Genomic DNA, 20524 nt, shown 5'->3' with positions numbered 1-20524 from the left:
AGCTCCTCCCTGGAAGTGACAGACGTTGTTACGCCGTGATGAATCAGTCCGAAAGACTCGGGCACTATAAGTGCAGCTCAGAAAATATGCAGTGGGTAGGCGGGCCCGGGTTCCGTTTTTGAGACTCCCATTTCATTTTTGCGTCAGGGCAGCCAGATTTCGAATACACCCCCACCCAGGCTGCCGCCGTTGTGCAGTTTGATGGAGCCGGTTCGCTCGCCTTCGCTATGCAGTGCGGCCACAGACGAGGCGAAGAACAGCCCCAGGCTGGTACTGCCGGTATTGAAGTCCAGCGACTTGAAACTCAGGGTACCAGTATGTTGCATGCTTTCCGGGTAGCCCTGGCCATCATCTTCAACCCCCAGCACCAGATAACCGTCTTCTTCGCGCGCAATAAGCCGTATCTGGCTTTTGGTATAACGGATGGCGTTGTTGATGGTGTTGTTGAGTACACCGGTCAACAGGTCCTCGTCGAAAAAACCATTGATGTCATCTGCGGCAATTGAATATTTGAGCCCGAGTCCCTGCAACAAAGGGATGTGCCTGGCGAGGTGCTCCTCCAGGAAATCTGGCACAAAATGCTCGTCAATGTGCGCAGAGAGATTGTTTTCTCCCAGGCGATAGATACCCAGTAACTGAACCAGATCGTTATGCATACGCTCGGCTTCGTACTGGAGCATGTTGAATTTGTCGGAGCCAGCAAGGGATTGCTCATGTTCACCACGAAGTTCGTCGAGGCTGTTCAGTAACATGCCGAGAGAATTTTTCATGTCGTGCACGGCAGAGGCCAGCACCATCGAAAAGTCGATGTTTGGGTCGGTCATGCGGTCAGTCCTTTCAGTTTTCGGGTGAGGGCCAGGTATCGACGGTGTTGACGATGCTGCTCCGGCAGCTTGCTCAGACGGTCCAGGCGCTGTTGGCAGGCAGCCAGTAACGCCGGCTCCGGGTTCTGGTCATATTGCTTCATCAACACCTGAACCAGGTTCAGGTTCAGGGCAGCATGGTCCGGAACGATCGCCAGGGCTTTGTTGAAGGCTTCCACTGCAGCGTCGAGGTCGCCTGCCTCAAACGCTTTGATGCCATCCCGGTTCATGCTGCGTGCTTCCAGTTTCTGACGGAAGCCAACGGGCTCGTCCAGAAGGTTTTCAATTTTCTGCAAGGTGTCCGGGTCGTTATCAAATCGTGAGGCCAGATCGCCGAGGATTCTTTTGGCCTGATCTTCCCGGCCCATCCGGAACAGGGTTTTTGCGAAATCCAGCCCCATATCGGCCGGGAGTTCCTCCAGGCTTTCGAGCTCCGAGCTGACCGCGGTAAGAATCTTCTCGGCCTCCCGGTGGCGGCCCTGGCCGGCATGGAGACGGCACTGCACGATACGGCTTTTGAGCCCGATGGTTTCATCGTTGTCGAAGCGTTTCTCCATTTTCGTAAGCACAGAGAGGGCTTCTGACGAGCGCGCCGCGCCTTCTTCGTCCAGATCGCCCTCGCTCAGATCGGACAGGCTCTGGGCGAGCGACAGGTAATGCTCTGCATTGTCGTGTATGGAATAGGTGCCCAGAGACACCGTCTGTCGCCACGCCTGGGAGGCGGTGTCAATATCCTGGTTTGCGCCGGCCAGTTCAGCGAGATGCTTCTGGCGGAGCAGAGCGTTGGGGGAATGTTCAGCCGCTTTCTCAAGAACCTGTTGGGCCTGGGCCGATCGTCCCTGTTTCTGAAGGCCTTCGGCCAGCAGGTCGTAGGCTTCCATATAGTCCGGGTGTTTTTCAATCAGAGCCTTGAGGCCGTCGACGGCCTGATCAAAGTTCCGGTTGGCCAGCAACACCTTGCACCGGCCTAGCCGGGCCCAGGACAGCTCCCGCTGATTCAGAACATCATCGTAGACCTTCTGGGCGTGGGCCAGGTCGCCGACCATGAAGTAGAGTTCCCCGAGTGTCTTCATCAGCCAGGTTTTGTAGCGGGGCTGTTTGGGCAGGGTTTGCAGGCAAAGACTGATGGCTTCCGGGTAGTTTTCCCGGTCGATCTCCCGGGTGATGGGGAGCAGGGCATTGCGCTGTTTGATCAGGCTGCCCAGACGTTGCTCCAGCATGGCACGGTTAATGGGCTTTGTCAGATAGCCGTCAGGCTGATATTCCCGTGCCCCCATGACCATTTCCTTGGAGGTTTCCGCGGTTACCATCAGGAACAGCGATGACCGTTTGAGGAGTTTCTTGTGCCTCAGCTCTTCCAGTACGTGCTGGCCGTTTTTGCCTTCCCCCAGATTGTAGTCGCACAGCACGACATCTACGTGATTGTAGGTACAGTACTGGATGGCGGGCGTGGCGTGAGCAACCAGTTCAATCTTGTCGGCACCACAACTGCGGAGCATCTGCCGCATGGATAGCCGAAAGTTCTCGAAATCGTCGACAACAAGAAAAGTAAGCTTGCCAAACGGATTTACTGCGTCTTTCCGGTCGGATGGATTCATGGCCACTTCTGTTTAAGTAGTTTGTTTACGAGCGCTCGCAGGGCTGCAGGCTTCACTGGCTTGTACAGTACCTGGTAGCCCCGGTTGCCTGCGTCGTCACGTACCTCCGGCGCCATATAGCCGGTAATGAGGATGCCGGGAATATCGCTTCCCAGATGTTCCCTTATGCTGTCCATGGCATCCAGTCCATTGCGGTTATCATCCAGCTGATAATCAGCAAGTATAATATCGGGCCTGCGTCCGTCCAGTTTGTCCAGGGCATCGTCCAGGCTTTCGGCGGCAGTGACATCACACTGCCAGTTGCCCAGCAACGCGACCATGCCTTGCAGAATGGCTGCGTCATTGTCGATGCACAGAACGTGAAGGCCCCCGAGATTGGATACCCGTCTTGAACTGCTGCCGCTTTTCTGCGAATCCAGCCGGCTTTGATCGGCCGGGGCGACCGGAACCGTGATCCCGAATACGCTGCCTTTGCCCTGGATGGAGTGCACGGTGACGGGGTGGTTAAGCATGCCGCTGATACGATCAACAATGGCCAGGCCAAGCCCCAGCCCCTTCTTGTCGCGACCATGCTGGAATCGGCGAAACTCCTCAAAGATGTGATTAAGCTGGTCATCTGACATACCCGGTCCGGTGTCCCAGACTTCAATGCGCAGATAGCCTTTCAGGCGTCGGCAGCCCATCAGAATCTTGCCGCTTGCGGTGTAGCGGATGGCATTGGAAAGGAAGTTCTGTACCACACGACGCAGAAGTTTCGCATCGGAACGGACCCAGGCGGTACTGGGGACTACATGCAGTTCCAGCCCCTGATCCTTGGCGATGGCTGAAAACTCGGTGGCCAGATGCCTGAGCAGCTCGTTGACTGGAAACACGCCGATATCCGGCTCAAGTGCCCCGGCATCAAGCTTTGAAATGTCCAGCAGTGTACTGATGATCTCCTCAGCCGCGCCCAGCGAGCTGTCGATGTGGTCTACCAGATCCCGGGTTTCGCCCTCGTTCACTTTGCCGGACAACGCGGAGGTAAAGAGTCTTGCTGCGTTCAGGGGTTGCAGCAGGTCGTGGCTTGCAGAGGCAAGGAAGCGGGTTTTACTCTGGTTCGCCTGCTCGGCTACCGACTTGGCCTTGAGCATCTGCTCATTGATCACCTGCAGTTCCTGGGTGCGCTCCCGGACCCTTTGCTCCAGATAGATGTTGGTTTCCTTCAGGGCCTGCTCGGTCCTGCGCATGGCGGTAATGTCCTGGAATGTGGTGACATAGCCGCCGCCTGGAATCGGACTGCCATCCACCCGGACGACCGTGCCATCGGGGCGCTGACGCTCGTAAGACATGGGTTTGCCTTCACGCATGCTGTTACAGCGGTTCTCGACGATGTCGTCAATTCGACGGGCAGACAGGTTGGCGTTGGTGAGGTTATAGCGCATCAGGTCTTCAACCGGCCGGCCAACCCGGACAAAGCCCTTGGGATAGTTGAACAGCTCGAGATAGCGATGGTTCCAGACGACAAGTTGCTGCTGATGGTTGACCACGGACACGCCCAGGCTGATGTTCTCGATGGCAGACTGCAGTAACTCCCGGCTGAAGGTCATGGCCTGGGAGGCTTCATCGACAATGCTGACCACGTCCTCGATCTGCATATCGCGGCCAGTCAGGGTCGACTCCAGAACCACGCGGGCCGTGGAGGCTCCAATCACCGATGCCAGCTGGCGCTCTATGTACTTCATCAGATGGGTGGAAGCTGGCCGCTGAGGATAGAGCCGGATGGCATTACGTCGTTCGTAATTCCTGAAAATGCTTTCGGAACGTTCTTCCCCCATGAACCGGTCGGTCAGGGCCTGCAGGTCGGAGGTAAGAATCTCACCCTGCCAGCTCTGGTGCTGGGCATTCTCGGCTTTGGGCTGCGCATCGTGGAAGAACGCGGCAATCTGAATCTTCTCCCGAATACGTTGCCGGGTAATCAGGGAGAGCAGAATATAGGCCCCGGTGTTTACCCCCAGACTCCAAAGAATGCCATGGCTAATCTGATCCAGGTCGGAACCGAACAGGGCTGTTGGTCGGGTCCAGTTCCAGCCAAACAGGCCGTGCTCAATCAGGGTATCCGCAACCCACCCGGTGGACACCAGCGCGGGCAACAGCAAGGTGTAACACCACATCAGGAAGCCCAGCCCAAGGCCCCAGGCAGCTCCGGTGAAGTTACCCTGGCGCCAGAGAATACCGCCTACGAGCGCGGGACCAAACTGGGCCGCTGCGGCAAAGGACAGTAAGCCAAACGCCGTCAGGCTGTAGTCTTCGCCAGCCATGCGGTAGAAGCCGTAGGCGGTCAGCAGTACTACAAAGATGGCAACCCGCCGGATCGTCAGCAGCAGGAAGCTGAGATCAGTTCGTCGGTTCATGCCTGGTCGGAAGAACTTGAGCAGGCCTGGCATGATGATTTCATTACTTACCATGGTGGCTATGGCGACGGAACAGACAATCACCATGGCGGCCGCCGCTGATCCACCGCCCAGAAACGCCAGTACGGCAAGCCAGTGTTCCCCTGCCATGATCGGCAGTTGCAGGATGACGATGTCCGGATCGCTGCCCGCCAGGTGAGTGCTCAACAGTCCGGCGGCGGCAATAGGAATGACGAATGCGCTGGCGATGATCAGATAGATCGGCATCGCCCAGCGAGCGACCTCAAAATCCCGGTGATCGGTGTTCTCCACCACCATCACGTGAAATTGCCGTGGCAGGCAGATGATGGCCAGCATGGCAACCAGCGTCTGTGTGAGGAACGCAGGGGCTTCCAGCGACTCTGTGGTAAGCGTGCCCATCAGGTCAGCTTCGCGGACTCGGGTAAACAGGTCCCCGAAGCCATCGTACAGCCCGTAGCCAACAAACAGCCCCACCGCCACAAAGGCGATGAGCTTGATCAGTGATTCAAAGGCAACGGCCTGGATCATGCCCCGATGATGTTCTGTGGACTCCAGGTGCCGTGTTCCGAACAGCACGGTAAAGACCGCCAGAGCCAGGGTGATGTACCAGGCAGAGTCGTTCCAGGCCGCTGTACTCAATTCCTGATAACTGTCACCGGTGCCCGAGAGGACATTAAACCCCAGGGCAATGGCTTTGAGCTGAAGGGCAATGTAGGGAACGCTGCCGATCAGGGCAAAGATGGCCACCATGGCCGCCAGCACCTGGGATTTGCCGTAACGCGAGGCAATAAAGTCGGCAATGGAGGTGCTGTTGTTGCGTTTACTGATGTAGATGATGCGCCGGAGCAGCGGCGCAAAGAAAATGAATACCAGTAACGGGCCCAGGTAGATGGGGAGAAATGCCAGACCTTCCTGGGTGGCCCGACCAACTGCGCCATAGAAGGTCCATGACGTGAAATAGACGGCCAGGGACAAACCGTAAATATGGGTTCTGGCCAGACGGCGCTTGTAGAGCCCCGGGTGCCGGTCACCTGCCCAGGCGATCAGGAACAGCAGTGAAATGTAAGTGATCGATATAAGGACAAGCAGCCAGGCGCTAATCATGGGGTCTTGTTATCCGCTCCTGTGGTCTCAGCTTCTGCAAATGATGGTATAGAGTGGATCGTCGCTCTCCAGCAACTTCATGTTATCTACTCTCGGCGCCCCGTCGGAACCCAGTGGTACCAGCTCCCGGCTGCCACAGTTAATGAGATGAATCCGGTGCGAAACCGCATCGGTGACCGTCTGCTCGAAACGATAAAGGGTGAAGCGAACAATGTTCTGATCACCGGTATCACGGCTGATACTTTCCTTGTCGACCGCAGAGAATGAGGTCACGTAGGGAAACACAAAGGTCCAGGGGCGAAAGAAAATTCTCTCCTGTTCGGTGGCCACAACCACAGCTTCTTCCGGCAGCATGGCTCGTTTGTGGTCATACCAGGTGTATTCTCCATAGATCAGATAACCCAGCATGCCCGCACCGGCAAAGACCGGAATCAGCCACTTCGGGGCTTTTTTGGCGGTGGCCGCGCGAATACCCATGGCAATGCCAGCGGCACCAAGACCGCAAAAAACGGTGGCTACAAAAGTCCAGAACATACAACGGTTTCCTCAAAAAAGAACGGGCTCCCTCACTGAGGAAGCCCGTTCGGTTTCAACCTGTCATCAGGTGCGATGAATCAGATTGTCTTTCGCTTCAGTGATCCTGGGCAGTACCGGCACCACGCGGGTAGCGGACGCTTTCAACCAGTTCCTGAATTTCAACGGGCGGCTCTGCAGTCACCTTGGATACTGCGAAGGCTACCGCAAAGTTGACGATCGCACCAATGGCACCGATAGACAGCGGGGAAATACCCAGCACCCAGTTCTCGGGAGTGTCTGCCAGATTGTTGGTGCCCGGGATGAAGAACCAGCCTTTGTACACGAAGATGTACACCAGAGTGAAGATCAGGCCGGACAGCATGCCCAGGGTCGCGCCCACGTTGTTTACGCGTTTGGAGAAGATACCCATCATCAGTGCCGGGAACAGCGAGGCAGCCGCAATACCGAAGGCAAGGGCAACCACCTGAGCCGCGAACCCTGGCGGGTTTGCACCGAGATAGGTGGCGACCACAATGGCAACGGCCATGGATATCCGGGCAGCCATCAGTTCGCCCTTATCACTGATACTGGGGTTGAATCGTCCCTTGATAAGGTCGTGACTCACCGCCGAGGAAATCGCCAGCAGCAGGCCGGCGGCTGTCGACAGCGCGGCTGCAAGACCACCGGCTGCGATCAGGCCAATGACCCAGCCTGGCAGGTTGGCGATTTCGGGGTTGGCCAGTACCAGGATGTCACGGTTAACCACCAGTTCGTTGCCGTTCCAGCCGCGGGCCTGGGCTTCAGCTTCAAACGCAGGTACGTCGTTGTAAAGCTGGATACGGCCGTCTTCGTTTTTGTCGGTAAACTGAATCAGACCCGTTACTTCCCATTCCTTGACCCAGTTCGGGCGCTCATCATATTCGATGGGAGCGGCCTGGGTTCCGTCCGGGTAGATAGTGGTCATCAGGTTCAGGCGAGCCATGGAAGCGACAGCAGGAGCCGTCAGGTACAGCAGGGCAATGAAGACCAGAGCCCAGCCGCCAGACCAGCGCGCGTCAGCCACCTTGGGCACAGTGAAGAAACGAATGATAACGTGTGGCAGACCGGCAGTACCGATCATCAGGGACAGTGTGAACAGAACCATGTTCAGTTTGTTGTCCACATCAGCGGTATACTCGTTGAAACCGAGATCAGTGATGACCTGGTTCAGCTTCTCAAGCAGCGGCAAGCCAGAGTCGGTATGGGTAGAGAACATGCCCAGGCCCGGAATCGGGTTGCCTGTCAGTTGAATGGAAATGAACACGGCGGGAATCGTGTAAGCGACAATCAGTACACAGTACTGGGCTACCTGAGTGTAGGTAATGCCTTTCATGCCACCGAGTACCGCATAGACGAATACAACAACCGCTGCGATGATCAGACCGGTGGTGGCATCCACTTCCAGGAAGCGGGAGAAGGCCACACCAGCGCCAGCCATCTGGCCGATAACGTAGGTTACCGAGGCAACGATCAGACAGATAACGGCTACCAGTCGCGCGTTTGCGCTGTAGTATCGATCCCCGATGAACTCAGGAACCGTAAACTTACCGAACTTCCTCAGGTAAGGAGCCAGCAGCATGGCCAACAGGACGTAGCCACCGGTCCAGCCCATAAGGAACGTGGAGTTGGCATAGCCACCGGCCGCGATCAGACCAGCCATGGAGATAAACGAAGCGGCAGACATCCAGTCAGCACCGATTGCGGCGCCGTTGGTGATAGGATGCACACCACCGCCCGCAACGTAGAAATCGCTGGTACTGCCGGCCTTGGCCCAGACAGCGATGTAGAGGAGGAACGAGCCCCCTACGAACATAATGTTGATTGCAAATTGGCTCATTTGTCCTTACTCCTCATGCACGCCGAATTTTTCGTCGATCTTGTTCATGCGCCATGCATAGTGAAAGATCAGAACAATGAAGGTAAGGATGGAGCCTTGCTGGGCAAACCAGAAGCCCAGATCGGTGCCGCCTACGGGGATTCCCGCCAGCATCGGGCGTAACAGAATAGCGAAGCCGTAAGATACCAGGGCCCAGATAATCAGGCTCCCGAATATCAGGCGTAGATTCGCCTTCCAGTAGTTTTCAGCGTCGTAGCTATGACCTGACATACAATCACTCCTGTATTGTTGTTGTGGAGATTGGGTGTTTTTTTGGTGAGGTGTTGCGGATAGAGAATTTATTATTCATGTAGTACTTCTCCGACTTGTTGTCTCCTCCGACTTTACCGGTCAATGGATTTATGGATATTGGCAAATGGTCTAACTCTCAGTAACTTGCCTTGTATTTGGTCAAGGACATCGCCAGTAGATCCTGTTCCGCTAATAGCGGTGCATATGCTGTAAACGGCGTTGATAATGCAGCTTTTCACTGAGTTCTTTGAGAGTTTTGACGTCGTTTTTCCGGGCTTTATTGAGGGCTATCAGTGCCAGTTCTGCGGTGACCAGCGCGTCGGCTGCGGCGTGATGGCGTTCACTGATTTCCAGGCCAAATACATCCGCCCAGTCGTCCAGGCCGCGCCCTTTGATCGTTGCTTTCGGGAAGAACGCCGGCATCAGCTCGGCAACATCCATCCAGACGTGGGGCAGGGTGTAGCCCAACTGGCTTTTCAGCGTCTTTTCGAGGAACTTCTGGTCGAAGGCGGAGTGGTAGGCAAGTATCGGGTCGCCGTTCATCCATTCCAGAAGGTAGAGCAGTGCATCCTGGGTTTCGTAGCCCTGAGTCAGGGCTTCTGGGCCGATGCCATGGATCAGCACGGTTTCCCGAATGTCCAGTTCAGGGCGACGCAGTATCAGGTCAAACTGGTCATTGAGGTGGATGACACCACCTTCGATGGCAACCGCTCCGATGGCAATCACTTCATCTTTGGACGCGTTCAGGCCGGTGGTCTCAAGGTCAAGAACAATCAGCCGGCTCCGGGACAAGGGCTGGTCGCCAACCGTTTTCGGGCTGGGCAGATTGGCGGCATCGTGATCGCCGACTGTTCCGCCGCGTCTTCTGGCCAGCCACTGTTTGATGTATTCCAGCATGTTCTGTGCGCAGACCTATAGTTGATACGTAACTTCGAGTTTCTGCTGGAGCCGCTGGGCCTGGCGGAAAGACTCGCGAAGTATGCGCCGGTCCAGAGGATTCAGGTCGTCCGGATCAATGTAATTGGTCAGCTCCTCGCCCCGGTCGAGCATCTCCTGATGAGCACGCATACGGATGGCCTGAATCAGGCTGTAGGCTTCCTTCCAGGCGTTGGCGTCCTTGGCGTCAAAGATGTCTTTTCTGGCCAGGGCGTCAATGCGCTCCAGGGTATTGGCGGCTTCCACCCCATGGGCCAGTGCGAACACCCTTACGGATTCCACAAATGGCGCCAGGCCCTGACGTTTCAGATCCAGCGAGTGTTTCTTCTCGTCGTTCAGATAGCGGAAGTTCCGGAACATGGTCAGGGGCGGTTTTCTCTGCAGCGCGTTGCCAGCGAGCATTTTCTGGAACAGGGCGTTCTTGCGGATGCGTTGGAGCACCTTCTCCAGCAGACGATGGAGTGGCTCAGTGGGGCCGAAGACCGCTCTCATATCCAGGAATATCGACGAGTAGACCAGGTTCTGGGGGGTTGAGGCATCAATAAAGCGGATAAACCAGTCGTCCCATTCCCGGTCACTCAGGCAGAGTTTGGGGTTGCTGGCCATAATGTTGCCTTTGCACAGGGTGAACCCGCACTCCGCCAGTTCGTCGTTGACCTTGCGGGCAAAGGGCAGCAGTTTCTCACGCACCTGGTCTTCGGTCATGCCCTCTGGTGTCTCGAACAAAATGCCGTTGTCCTGGTCGGTCAGCAGGGTTTGCTCCTGGCGGCCTTCACTGCCAAAGGTAAGCCAGGTAAACGGAATGCCAGGGTCGTTTTTCTTGAGGTTAAGTTCGAGTACCCTGCGCACGGTGACATCGTTCAGGGTGGTAATGATCTTCACCACCTGGCCAGAATCCGCGCCGTGGGCCAGCATGGCGTCGACCAGCCTTGAGACATCGGAGCGAAGGCTGACCAGGGTGCGCAAGTGGGTGGCAGTGCCAATGGTTCGAGCCAGGTTGACCAGGTCTACCCGCTGAAGAGAGAACAGATCCCGCTCGGATACCACGCCAATCAGGCGGTCCTCTTCGTCGACCACACACAGATGGGCAAAGTGGTGTTCCGCCATCAGCATTGCCGCCTCAAAGGCGTCCGCTGTGGCGGGCAGGCGACAGGGATTGCCTGTCATCACCTGGCGAATGGGCGTGTCGAGGGGGCCTTTTTCCTCAGCGATCATGGTGCGCAGGTCGCGCAGCGTGAAAATGCCGGTGGGATGACGATTGTCATCGGTGATAATGATGCTGCCCACATTATTCTCGTGCATCCGGGCTACGGCCTTGCGAACCGGCAGATCCGGTGAGCACACAATCGGGTTGCGCAGCGCGTAGCGCTCCAGGGGGGTGTCGAGGCTGTTGCTGGAGCCAATGGAAGCCATGGCCTTGGACTGGATGCGCTGATTGACCTGATCCAGCAGGCTGCTCACGCCCCGCAGGCAGAAATCGCGGAAGGATTCGCTTTCGGAAAACAGGGTGATGAAGGCGTTCTGTTCAATACTGAGGCAGAAGGTATCGCCGGAAGCCCTGTGTAGCGTTCGGGTCGGGCGCTCGCCAATCAGTGCCGCAAGCGGAAAGCACTCACCCTGGCTGATTTCAAAGGTGGTTTCTGCCCGGTCTTCTTTTTCATTGTGGCGCTCACCCCGGATACGTCCCTGCTTGACCACATAAAACCGCTTGACCACTCCATCGTCGGGCGAGAGCACTTCGTCGCCATCGGCGTAAAACCTCAGGGTCGCATGCTCGGCAAAATGGGCCAGATGGGTGTCGTCCATGCTGGAGAACGGGGCATGTTCCCTCAGGAATGACATAATCGCTCGGGTGTTCTGAGGGCGGGTAGTGTCCTGATTTGCTGCGGCCATATCGTGATCCGTAAGCTTGGGAGCCAGGTACAGGGGAGCTCCATCATTATTATTCTCCGCTTGCAGTGTAGTTCAGCGGAACCCGGAGGGGCTCTACGATTTTCGTCGCAGAGCTTTTCTTTATGGTAGACCGGTGCGGTGATAGAGTTCTGATACTCGTCAAACCGGAATCAGTTAGTGTCATGACCAGTAAAGATGAACGCCTTGCCTTCCTCGAAGAAATGAAGGATGTGCAGCGGATACGCAAACCCAATCGGGCCGAGGTATCGGTGCCCAAGGAGCTGACGCCCGGGCACCTTGAACGCCAGAGGGCGGCGGTTGAAAAACCGGTGCGAGACCTGAACCCGCTGACGTCCGATATGGTAGAGCCGCTAACGGCACACGACATTCTCAGCTGGCAACGCCCAGGCGTTCAGCACGGGGTTTTCCGCAAGCTGCGTCTTGGTCAGTACCCGATCGAGGCCCGGCTGGATCTGCATCGCATGACGGTGGAAGAAGCCCGCCGGGAAGTGTTCGGTTTTATCAACGACTGCGTACATTACGGTTTACGCTCGGTGATCATCCTGCACGGCAAGGGCGAACGCAATCCCGATGGCATCGCCCAGCTCAAGAGCTACCTGGCGAAGTGGTTGCCAGAGCTGGACAACGTTCTGGCTTTCCATTCGGCAAAGAAACACCACGGTGGCACCGGCGCGGTTTACGTAATGGTCAGGAAAAACGATCGGGAAAAACAGCATAATCGGGAGATCCATGGTTCCAGATAAGGAATCGTCTGGATCATTCGCTACGACGGAAACACGGATTCGGGAGAATTAAGATGCGTTTGGTTTTAGTGGCTTTGATTTCTGTACTGACATTGGCCGGCTGTAAAGACCGGGTAATCTGGAACGACAATGGCAAAGTGGAAAGTGCCACCCAGAACCGTGAAGTCTGGGATTCCAACGGCAAGCTGGAAACCGGTGAGCGCAAGATCTGGGTAAACAAGGATGGTGAAGACGTCGTCAAGTAAAGGCGTGGCGGTAAAACGCGCCGAACCTGCCAAAACAATAACATGATGAGGAGCACGGAATGGCTTTCACGCTGACTGTGAACGGTCGCCAGCATTCGCTGGATGTCGAACCCGATACCCCGTTGTTATGGGTGCTTCGGGATGAACTTGGGTTGAAAGGGACCAAGTTTGGCTGCGGTGCAGGCCTCTGTGGCGCCTGCACTGTGCACCTGAACGGTCAGCCCGCCCGTTCCTGCTCTACGCCGGTGGAGATGGCTGAAGGTGCCGAAATCACCACCATCGAAGGCCTGTCCGCTGATGGCGAGTTGCATCCGTTACAGAAAGCCTGGGTGGAACAGGGGGTGCCCCAGTGTGGTTATTGCCAGTCTGGCCAGATCATGACGGCCGCGCACCTGCTGACTAACAACCCCTCTCCGGATCGCGAACAGATCGTCACCGCCATGACCGGCAACCTGTGTCGCTGCGGCACCTATCCTCGCATTGTGGCTGCGGTTGAGTCCGTCGCCGGTGGTGTGGGTCAGTACCAGCCGGCCGGGGAGGATGCGTAATATGGCGATGAATCGACGGGATTTCCTGAAGGTCAGCACCTCGGCTTCCGGTGGACTGCTATTGGCGCTGAATCTGCCTGGTTGTGCCTCCGTGCAAACCGGCTATGAGCCTGAAACCGGGGAATGGAAACCGAACGCCTGGCTGGAACTCACCCGGGACAACGACATTATTTTCACCCTGGATCGGGTTGAGATGGGCCAGGGCACCTACACCGGCCTTACCACTTTGATAGCGGAGGAGCTGGATGTAGCGCCGGAGGCCATTCGCGTGGAATTTGCCCCGGTTTCTCCGGAGTACCGTAACCCGTTGTTCGGGCTCCAGCTTACCGGTGGCAGCACCAGTGTCGCCTCCAGTTGGCAGCCCCTGCGGGAGGCCGGAGCTTCGGCGCGACTGATGCTGGTGATGGCCGCCGCCCGGGTTTGGCGGGTCGAGCCGGGACAATGCAAAACGGAGGGCGGGTACGTACGCCACCCCAACGGCCTGGATTCCATGCCCTATGGCAAACTGCTGGAGTTGGCGGACAAAGAGGTGATTCGTGGTGATGTGCCACTGAAACCCCGTTCCCAGTGGAAATACATCGGCCGACAGGCCGGAAGGCTGGATGCCGAGGCCAAGTCCACCGGCCAGGCGATGTACGGGATAGACGTAGAGCTGCCGGATATGGTCTATGCCGTTATGACCCGGAGCCCCCGCTATGGCGGACTGGCGGTCAGTTTCAACCGCGATCAGGTTCGGGCCATGCCGGGCGTGCTTGATGCCTTCATCACCGAGCGCGGTGTGGCCGTAGTGGCAGATCGCTATTGGCGAGCCCGCAAGGCTCAGGAAGCGCTGGCGGTTGAGTGGGATTTTTCCGAGGCCGTCGGGTTATCCAATCCGGACGTGTTCAAACACTATCGTCAGGCCGCCGGTGACGATCCCGGCGAGGACGAACGGGTGGACGGTGACCCCGAGGCTGTTCTGGAGAAAGCGGGTACCCTGGTGGAGGCTGAATATGAGCAGCCGTACCTGGCCCACGCCACCATGGAACCAATGAATGCGACTGCCTGGTATCGGGACGGTGGCATGGAAGTCTGGGCGCCGACCCAGGCGCCGGATCTGGGCCGCATAGCCGCCGCGCGACACACCGATCTCTCTCCGGATGACGTGACTATCCACACGACCTTTCTTGGCGGTGGCTTCGGCCGCAGGTTGACTCAGGACTACATTGAGGAAGCGGCCCTGGTCGCCTACCGGGTGAAAGTGCCGGTCAAACTGATCTGGTCCCGGGAAGAAGACACCCGCCATGGCTTTTTCCGCCCGGCCATGTTGCATCGTATGGCGGCCAGTCTGGAGGATGGGCAGTTGACGGGCTGGGATCATCAGATTGTTGGCCCGCAGATACTTGACTGGTACGTCCGGAACGCTGCACCAGCCCAGTACCCCTGGGCACCAAAATTACTGTACGGAACATTGGGCAGGGTTGGCCTGATGGTTGAAGGTATCGCAACCCCGAAAGACATTTCGGCCATTGAGGGGGCTATTGGCTATCCCTACGCGGTACCCAATGTCCGGGTTCGGCATACCCATACTGACCCGGGCGTGCCAATTACCTGGTGGCGATCCGTGGGCTATTCCCACAATGGTTTCGCGGTTGAGACCTTTATGGATGAACTCGCCAGCCAGGCCAACGAAGATCCGGTCAGTTTCCGGCTGAAACTGCTGGAGAGTGAGCCCCGTCATCGGCGGGTTCTGGAGCGGGCTGCCGAGCTGGCGGGCTGGAACCAGCCGGTGCCAGAGGGCAGGGCGCGCGGAGTGGCTTTGTTCAAGAGCTTTGGTACCTATGTTGCCCAGGTGGTGGAAGCCAGTATTGAGCAGGGCGGAATTCGCGTTCACAAGGTCACCTGCAGCGTGGACTGTGGTCAGGTGGTGAACCCGCGAATTGTCGAGGATCAGATGACCGGTGGCATTGTCTTTGGCCTGACGGCGGCGCTGAACGGGGAAATTACCCTGGACGGCGGCGAGGTGCAGCAAAGTAACTTCCACGATTATCGTCTGCTGCACATGCATCAGGTACCGGAGATGGTGGTGGATATTGTCGACAGCGAAGAGCCGCCCACCGGCGTTGGGGAACCTGGCGTCCCGCCGGTGATTCCGGCCCTGGGCAACGCCTTGTTTGCGCTGACCGGCAAGCGCCAGCGCCGTCTGCCCCTTAAAGCCTGAGCGGAATCGGTTTTACCCGGGCTGGGGTGGTTCTATAATGGCGCCAGATTCGCGCCCGGGCAGGGCTCGTACCAACCCGGAGGATGCCTGTGTTTGATGTAACCCGCTACGCCACCGCCGCCCAATCCATCGTCGAGGCCGGCCGCTTTCTCTACGACCGCGGCTGGTCGCCCGCCACCAGCAGTAATTATTCGGCCCGTATCGATGGCGACCATGTGGCGATTACGGTATCTGGCCGGCACAAGGGCCAGTTGGGCGCAGGCGACGTCATGGTGGTGGATCTTCATGGCCAGGCGGTGCAAAGCGATTGCCGCTCGTCGGCAGAAACCCTTCTGCACACGGTGATCTATCAGCTTTATTCCGAGGTTGGCGCCGTTCTGCATACCCACTCGGTCAAGGCTACCGTGCTTAGCCGCCTGATCCCGGCGGGGCAGGCACTGGAGCTTGAAGGCTATGAATTACAGAAAGCCTTCAATGGCGTGCAAACCCATGAGGGTAAGCTGATTGTTCCCGTGTTCGACAACACCCAGGATATTCCGGCACTGGCGGAGGAAACCCGGGACTGGTTTGCGCGGCACCCGGAACAGCCTGGATACCTTATCCGCGGCCATGGTCTTTACACCTGGGGCCGCACCATGGCCGATTGCCTGCGCCATATTGAAGCGTTTGAATTTCTCTTTGAATGTGAACTCGAAACCATGAGGGTACGCCGATGACCACCCTGAGCATTTTTCATCAGAACCAGCCCGAACAGGCCCAGACGGTCGTAACAGACCCGGACACCATCCGGAATAAACTGAGTGCCCACGGCGTGCATTTCGATCGTTGGGCAACCCGCGATCTGCCGGCAGACGCCACCCAGGAGGAGATTCTTGAGGCCTATGCCGACGAAGTGGCAAGGCTCAAACAGGATTGGGGGTTTCAGACCGCAGACGTGGTCAGCCTGACCGCGGATCATCCCCAGAAAGACGCGTTCCGCCAAAAGTTTCTGGATGAGCACACCCACAGCGATGACGAAGTGCGCTTCTTCGTTCGTGGTCAGGGGTTGTTTTACCTGCACTTCGGTGACCAGGTATACGCGCTGCTGTGCGAGAAGAATGACCTGATCAGTGTGCCTGACGGCACCCGGCACTGGTTTGATATGGGGCCGGAGCCTGAATTCACCTGTATCCGGTTATTCAGCAACCCGGAAGGCTGGGTTGCGAGCTTTACCGGTGAGGATATCGCTTCCCGGCTGCCACGTTATGAGAGCCTGGCGGGAGGGGCCTGATGATTCGAGTGATCCTGACGGACATCGAGGGCACCACCAGTTCGATCTCCTTCGTACACGATGTCCTGTTTCCCTACGCCAGCGAGCACTTGCCGGAGTTTATCCGGGCCAACCATCACACCTTGCCGGCGGTGGCGGAACAGCTGGTTCGGGTGGCAGAGATCAGCGGTACCGACCGGAAAGATATCGATGGCCTCATCAATGTGCTGCAAGAGTGGATTGCCGAAGACCGCAAGGAGGGGGCGCTAAAGGCGCTGCAGGGCATGGTCTGGGAGCAGGGGTACCACAGCGGTGAACTGAAAGGCCATATCTATCCGGATGCCGCGGATTATCTCAAGCGCTGGCATGATCGGGGCCTGAGACTGTTCGTATATTCCTCCGGGTCCGTCAAGGCCCAGAAGCTGATCTTCGGTCATAGCAATGAAGGCGACTTCACAGTTTTCTTCTCTGGTTATTTCGACACGGCCGTCGGGGGCAAAAAGGAGTCCCAGTCCTATCGCAACATTCTTGCGGAGCTGGGGGTAGACGCGGGCACAGTGCTGTTTCTGTCCGATGTTGAGGAAGAGCTGCGTGCCGCCGAGGAAGCCGGCCTGAAAACCGCCTGGCTGGTACGAGAGGGCGAACTGCCGGATACCGCTCGGGTCGTGGCCAGGGATTTTTCGGAGGTTGATGTGCTGTTGCGCAAACGATAGGAGGTGATTCATGCCCGGGCGCCGCTGGTATTCATGGCTGGTACCGGCTGTGTGTGCACTGAGCCTGCTCGGGTGCAATCCCTTTTCAGACGCTGAATCCCTCACCGATGAGTACCTGGAACGTTTGGCCCGGGTACTCGATACCGCGCCCGTTCCCAGGGCCGAGCTGCCCGCCGCCTCCATTCCACCCAGGCGGAGAGAGCGTATACTTGCCCTGCCGGAGCTGGATCTGGGCATGCTGGATTTTCTGTCGCTGTACGGCTGCGAGCTCCAGTATGTGGTGGGCGAACGCAATTCAGTGATGGGCAAGGTGATGCAGCCCATCAATCAGTTACGTTATGAGATTCGTTTTATCCGAGCTGCGGAGGCCTGTCTGCCCGAGGTAGACGACGAGGAACTCACAGACGCTCTGGAATCCGCCATTGAAAGCAAACGGGACAGTCTGCCGCTGGCGGTCTGGAATGCCACCTGGGGTACCGAAGAGGTGGAGCGCCAGTTTACCCTGTCCAAAGGCTATTATCCGGTGGCGGAAGCGGGTAATCCCGCGTCGGATCTGGTCCGGGATCTGCAGCAGCTGAACCGCCAGGTGGAAGCCTTACTGGCTCAGAAGCTCGAGATCTCCCTGGAGAACCTCGGCCAGGTTCATCAGCGCTGGCAGGCGGATGTGCTGGCGGGCCAGACTATTAACAGCGCCCGCTTGCTGATCAGCACCCTGAGTGCCGGCACCGAGCTGCTCGGCACTCGACTGGAGGGCCGGCCGCTGTGTCTCAATGGCCAGCCCAATAACCAGTCGGAGATTGTTCAGAACTTCTTCTTCAGTATCTATATCGGAAAAATCCAGCCGTACATGAGTGATGTCAGCCGGGCACGGGATGCGCTGATTGCGGGCTTTGCGGAACTCGCCAGACAGCAGCAAGCCGTGATGCCAGAGAGTTTTACGCCCTGGTACCAGCGTCATCTGGCGGCTGATACCCGGAATAGCCTCTGGCAGGAACTGGATCAGGCCATGATGCGGCATACCCGGCACTGGCAGGATCTCTTGGGGCAGTGCGGGCTTCGTCCGGGCGCCTGATGGTCCGTTTTACTCAGCGTTGGCTTTCCGGCGTTACTCTCAGAATTTCCTCCACCGTGGTCAGTCCCGCGGCCACTTTCTGGGCGCCATTGAGCCGCAGTGACTTCATGCCTTCTTTGTAGGCATCCAGCCGAAGCTGTTCCAGCTCGCAGTGATCGGTGATCTGGCGGGTGAGTTTGTCTGACAGTGCCATAATCTCGTATACCCCGGCTCGGCCCATGTAACCGGTGTTCCGGCATTCCAGGCAGCCGACCGGCTGGTAGAACTGCCGGGGCAGCAGTGCCTTCCACGGCCGGGTCAGCGTCTGCCAGGCGTGAGCATCCGACTCCCCGGGCTGCTTGCAGTGCGGGCAGAGCGTACGCGCCAGTCGCTGGGCCATCACGCCAAGTACCGTGGCCCGGATCAGATAGGGCGGAATGCCCAGCTCCATCAGGCGGGTGATGGCGCTGGGGGCGTCGTTGGTATGCAGTGTTGAGAGAACCAGATGCCCGGTTAGCGCTGCCTGCACTGCCATTTCAGCCGTTTCCAGATCCCGGATCTCACCGATCATGATGATGTCCGGGTCCTGCCGCAGCAGAGCACGCACACCGTGGGCAAAGGTCAGGTCGATATTGGTTTGCACCTGCATCTGGTTGAATGCGGGCTCCACCATCTCGATCGGATCCTCAATGGTGCAGATGTTGAGCTCCGGAGATGCCAGTTGTTTGAGCGTGGAATACAGCGTGGTGGTTTTACCGGAACCGGTGGGCCCGGTTACCAGCACGATACCGTGGGGCCGCGAGGTCATAGTTTGCCAGCGTTCCCGGTCTTCCTTGCTGAAGCCCAGTTGCTCGAAGGATTTGAGCAGTACCTCCGGGTCAAAAATCCGCATCACCATTTTTTCACCGAACGCCGTTGGCATGGTGGCCAGGCGCAGCTCCACTTCGCTGTTATCGGGTTTGCGGGTCTTGATGCGGCCGTCCTGGGGTCGTCGTTTCTCGGCCACGTTCAGGCGCCCGAGGATTTTCAGGCGGCTGGTCACGGCCACCCCAACATGTTCCGGGAATTCGTAGACGTTGTGCAGTACCCCGTCGATCCGGAACCGCACCTGGGTAACCGTGCGCCGGGGCTCTATATGAATGTCGGAGGCTCGCTGCTCGAAGGCATATTGCAGCAGCCAGTCAACAATTTTGACTACATGCTGGTCGTTGGCGTCCGGATTCTCGCTGGCGCCGAGGTCCAGCAACTGTTCGAAATTCTGATTTCCGGTACCGCTTGACGACTGGCCGCCACTGGCTTTGCTGACCGAGCTTGCCAGTTGATAGAACTCGACGGTGTAACGGCGGATATCCTCTGGATTGGCGACCACCCGGCGAATGTCCTTGCGTACCGCCTGGCGGAGGTTGCTTTCCCATTCCCGCTTGAAAGGTTCGGTGCTGGCAATTACGACTTCATCCGGTGTGATCTCCACCGCGAGAATGCCATGGCGTTGTGCGAAGGCGTAGGACATCACCCGCGCGATGGCCGGCGTGTCGATCTTGAGCGGATCGATATGGTAGTAGTCCTGTCCACCCCAACGGGCAAGCCAATGGGTCAGCCGCTCCAGATCAAGAGTTCGGCCGTCCCGCTGGCTGGTCAGTGCGGCAATTGCCACCAGCTCGAGAGGATGTCGTTGTGGCGTATGGCCGGCACCCGAGGCGGCACCGAGATTGGCCGTCAGTACTTTTTCAGCATCTCGCTGGGCGATCTCGCCGCTTTCCACCAGCGCTGAACAGATGTCCCTCAGGGTCAGGGTCTGGCGATGCGGCGGTGCCGGCATGGTCACGATGTCATTCGCCATCTATGTGCCTCCGGGAGCCAGCAACATCAGTTTGCAACCGGTCGATTGACCTTGAGATGCACCATGGCAACGGTAAACAACAGGAACGTCAGGATAGTCAGTGTCACAGGACCGGCGGCGCCCTCCGACAGCCAGGCTGAAACCACGGCCTGAGTGAAGTAGAAAATCACCACAAACGCCAGCCAGATATAACCCCGATTGTGACCCCGGAAAACCGGTACCGCGAACGCTAGCAGCGGCAGGAGTTTGACGGTCAGCATCAGGGGTATGGAAACACCCTCCACCGGTGCGGGCCAGAACGTAGTGACCAGCAGGGTGGCGAGCACGGCGAGGTAAAGGGCGATGGTCAGGCGTGCGGTATTTCTGGCTTTGTCGTTGTGGAGCATGGAGCAGTCCGCATTAAGGGTTGTTTGAAAGTTTGGTCCA

18 protein-coding genes are annotated in these 20524 nt (G+C 57.7%); 8 read left to right on the top strand and 10 right to left on the bottom strand.

What is annotated here, in order from left to right; translation table 11 throughout:
- Positions 1–143: 143 nt before the first annotated feature.
- From MARHY_RS11385 to MARHY_RS11350, 8 genes are all read right to left on the bottom strand, one after another.
- Positions 144–824 (bottom strand): sensor histidine kinase, encoded by a 681-nt coding sequence (locus MARHY_RS11385; RefSeq protein ID WP_014421940.1) that lies wholly within the window; start codon positions 822–824, stop codon positions 144–146.
- Complete coding sequence (locus tag MARHY_RS11380; RefSeq protein ID WP_014421939.1) at positions 821–2461, bottom strand: tetratricopeptide repeat protein; 1641 nt, start codon at positions 2459–2461, stop codon at positions 821–823. Before MARHY_RS11380 ends, MARHY_RS11385 begins: the two co-directional genes overlap by 4 nt.
- The gene (locus tag MARHY_RS11375; protein ID WP_014421938.1) at positions 2458–5976 is read right to left on the bottom strand and encodes a PAS domain-containing hybrid sensor histidine kinase/response regulator; all 3519 of its coding nucleotides are present in this window, start codon (positions 5974–5976) and stop codon (positions 2458–2460) included. Before MARHY_RS11375 ends, MARHY_RS11380 begins: the two co-directional genes overlap by 4 nt.
- A gap of 27 nt (positions 5977–6003) precedes the next feature.
- Entirely contained in the window at positions 6004–6510 is a 507-nt protein-coding gene (locus tag MARHY_RS11370; protein ID WP_014421937.1) for a hypothetical protein, read from the bottom strand.
- 97 nt (positions 6511–6607) lie between these two features.
- On the bottom strand, positions 6608–8368 hold the full coding sequence (locus tag MARHY_RS11365; RefSeq protein WP_014421936.1) for a sodium:solute symporter family protein: 1761 nt from the start codon (positions 8366–8368) through the stop codon (positions 6608–6610).
- A 6-nt stretch (positions 8369–8374) separates the two neighbouring features.
- Positions 8375–8638 (bottom strand): DUF4212 domain-containing protein, encoded by a 264-nt coding sequence (locus MARHY_RS11360; RefSeq protein ID WP_011784417.1) that lies wholly within the window; start codon positions 8636–8638, stop codon positions 8375–8377.
- A gap of 210 nt (positions 8639–8848) precedes the next feature.
- Positions 8849–9556, bottom strand: a complete 708-nt coding sequence (locus MARHY_RS11355; RefSeq protein WP_011784418.1) for a 3'-5' exonuclease — start codon at positions 9554–9556, stop codon at positions 8849–8851.
- Between the two features lie 15 nt (positions 9557–9571).
- The gene (locus MARHY_RS11350) at positions 9572–11488 is read right to left on the bottom strand and encodes a putative nucleotidyltransferase substrate binding domain-containing protein (RefSeq protein WP_014421935.1); all 1917 of its coding nucleotides are present in this window, start codon (positions 11486–11488) and stop codon (positions 9572–9574) included.
- Between the two features lie 182 nt (positions 11489–11670).
- Here MARHY_RS11350 and smrA point away from each other — a divergent pair, with 182 nt between their 5' ends.
- The 8 genes from smrA (at position 11671) to MARHY_RS11310 (ending at position 18279) form a co-directional block, all read left to right on the top strand.
- A complete protein-coding gene (gene smrA / locus MARHY_RS11345) occupies positions 11671–12252 on the top strand; it encodes a DNA endonuclease SmrA (RefSeq protein WP_014421934.1) in 582 nt (193 codons plus the stop codon).
- Positions 12253–12305: 53 nt separating this feature from the next.
- Entirely contained in the window at positions 12306–12497 is a 192-nt protein-coding gene (locus tag MARHY_RS11340; protein ID WP_014421933.1) for a hypothetical protein, read from the top strand.
- Between the two features lie 59 nt (positions 12498–12556).
- On the top strand, positions 12557–13045 hold the full coding sequence (locus MARHY_RS11335; RefSeq protein ID WP_014421932.1) for a (2Fe-2S)-binding protein: 489 nt from the start codon (positions 12557–12559) through the stop codon (positions 13043–13045).
- A 1-nt stretch (position 13046) separates the two neighbouring features.
- Positions 13047–15245 carry a xanthine dehydrogenase family protein molybdopterin-binding subunit gene (locus MARHY_RS11330; protein ID WP_014421931.1) on the top strand — a complete coding sequence of 733 codons (2199 nt, stop codon included), beginning with the start codon at positions 13047–13049 and terminating at the stop codon, positions 15243–15245.
- A gap of 89 nt (positions 15246–15334) precedes the next feature.
- On the top strand, positions 15335–15961 hold the full coding sequence (locus tag MARHY_RS11325) for a methylthioribulose 1-phosphate dehydratase (RefSeq protein WP_014421930.1): 627 nt from the start codon (positions 15335–15337) through the stop codon (positions 15959–15961).
- A complete protein-coding gene (locus MARHY_RS11320) occupies positions 15958–16515 on the top strand; it encodes a 1,2-dihydroxy-3-keto-5-methylthiopentene dioxygenase (protein ID WP_014421929.1) in 558 nt (185 codons plus the stop codon). Before MARHY_RS11325 ends, MARHY_RS11320 begins: the two co-directional genes overlap by 4 nt.
- Positions 16515–17207 carry an acireductone synthase gene (gene mtnC, locus MARHY_RS11315; protein ID WP_014421928.1) on the top strand — a complete coding sequence of 231 codons (693 nt, stop codon included), beginning with the start codon at positions 16515–16517 and terminating at the stop codon, positions 17205–17207. The genes MARHY_RS11320 and mtnC overlap by 1 nt, the downstream gene beginning before the upstream one ends.
- A gap of 10 nt (positions 17208–17217) precedes the next feature.
- Positions 17218–18279 (top strand): DUF3080 domain-containing protein, encoded by a 1062-nt coding sequence (locus tag MARHY_RS11310; RefSeq protein ID WP_014421927.1) that lies wholly within the window; start codon positions 17218–17220, stop codon positions 18277–18279.
- Positions 18280–18292: 13 nt separating this feature from the next.
- On the opposite strand, the gene tfpB is transcribed toward MARHY_RS11310, so the two are convergent.
- Both tfpB and MARHY_RS11300 read right to left on the bottom strand, forming a co-directional pair.
- On the bottom strand, positions 18293–20086 hold the full coding sequence (gene tfpB, locus MARHY_RS11305) for a type IV pilus assembly ATPase TfpB (protein ID WP_370231760.1): 1794 nt from the start codon (positions 20084–20086) through the stop codon (positions 18293–18295).
- Positions 20087–20124: 38 nt separating this feature from the next.
- The gene (locus MARHY_RS11300; protein ID WP_014421925.1) at positions 20125–20484 is read right to left on the bottom strand and encodes a DUF2069 domain-containing protein; all 360 of its coding nucleotides are present in this window, start codon (positions 20482–20484) and stop codon (positions 20125–20127) included.
- Positions 20485–20524: the final 40 nt, after the last annotated feature.

It is taken from the genome of Marinobacter nauticus ATCC 49840 (genome assembly GCF_000284615.1).
GTDB lineage: Bacteria > Pseudomonadota > Gammaproteobacteria > Pseudomonadales > Oleiphilaceae > Marinobacter > Marinobacter nauticus.
Note: the sequence above shows the minus strand (reverse complement) of the source record. Positions and strands in the feature narration are given on the sequence as shown.

Excerpts from the sequence above, each read along its gene's own strand:
- MARHY_RS11380 (WP_014421939.1), bottom strand. The coding sequence starts at position 2,461 with ATGAATCCATCCGACCGGAAAGACGCAGTAAATCCGTTTGGCAAGCTT.
- mtnC (WP_014421928.1), top strand. The coding sequence starts at position 16,515 with ATGATTCGAGTGATCCTGACGGACATCGAGGGCACCACCAGTTCGATC.
- MARHY_RS11355 (WP_011784418.1), bottom strand. The coding sequence starts at position 9,556 with ATGCTGGAATACATCAAACAGTGGCTGGCCAGAAGACGCGGCGGAACA.
- MARHY_RS11375 (WP_014421938.1), bottom strand. The coding sequence starts at position 5,976 with ATGATTAGCGCCTGGCTGCTTGTCCTTATATCGATCACTTACATTTCA.
- MARHY_RS11350 (WP_014421935.1), bottom strand. The coding sequence starts at position 11,488 with ATGGCCGCAGCAAATCAGGACACTACCCGCCCTCAGAACACCCGAGCG.
- MARHY_RS11385 (WP_014421940.1), bottom strand. The coding sequence starts at position 824 with ATGACCGACCCAAACATCGACTTTTCGATGGTGCTGGCCTCTGCCGTG.
- MARHY_RS11300 (WP_014421925.1), bottom strand. The coding sequence starts at position 20,484 with ATGCTCCACAACGACAAAGCCAGAAATACCGCACGCCTGACCATCGCC.
- MARHY_RS11360 (WP_011784417.1), bottom strand. The coding sequence starts at position 8,638 with ATGTCAGGTCATAGCTACGACGCTGAAAACTACTGGAAGGCGAATCTA.
- MARHY_RS11310 (WP_014421927.1), top strand. The coding sequence starts at position 17,218 with ATGCCCGGGCGCCGCTGGTATTCATGGCTGGTACCGGCTGTGTGTGCA.
- MARHY_RS11320 (WP_014421929.1), top strand. The coding sequence starts at position 15,958 with ATGACCACCCTGAGCATTTTTCATCAGAACCAGCCCGAACAGGCCCAG.
- smrA (WP_014421934.1), top strand. The coding sequence starts at position 11,671 with ATGACCAGTAAAGATGAACGCCTTGCCTTCCTCGAAGAAATGAAGGAT.
- MARHY_RS11335 (WP_014421932.1), top strand. The coding sequence starts at position 12,557 with ATGGCTTTCACGCTGACTGTGAACGGTCGCCAGCATTCGCTGGATGTC.
- MARHY_RS11365 (WP_014421936.1), bottom strand. The coding sequence starts at position 8,368 with ATGAGCCAATTTGCAATCAACATTATGTTCGTAGGGGGCTCGTTCCTC.
- MARHY_RS11370 (WP_014421937.1), bottom strand. The coding sequence starts at position 6,510 with ATGTTCTGGACTTTTGTAGCCACCGTTTTTTGCGGTCTTGGTGCCGCT.
- MARHY_RS11330 (WP_014421931.1), top strand. The coding sequence starts at position 13,047 with ATGGCGATGAATCGACGGGATTTCCTGAAGGTCAGCACCTCGGCTTCC.
- MARHY_RS11340 (WP_014421933.1), top strand. The coding sequence starts at position 12,306 with ATGCGTTTGGTTTTAGTGGCTTTGATTTCTGTACTGACATTGGCCGGC.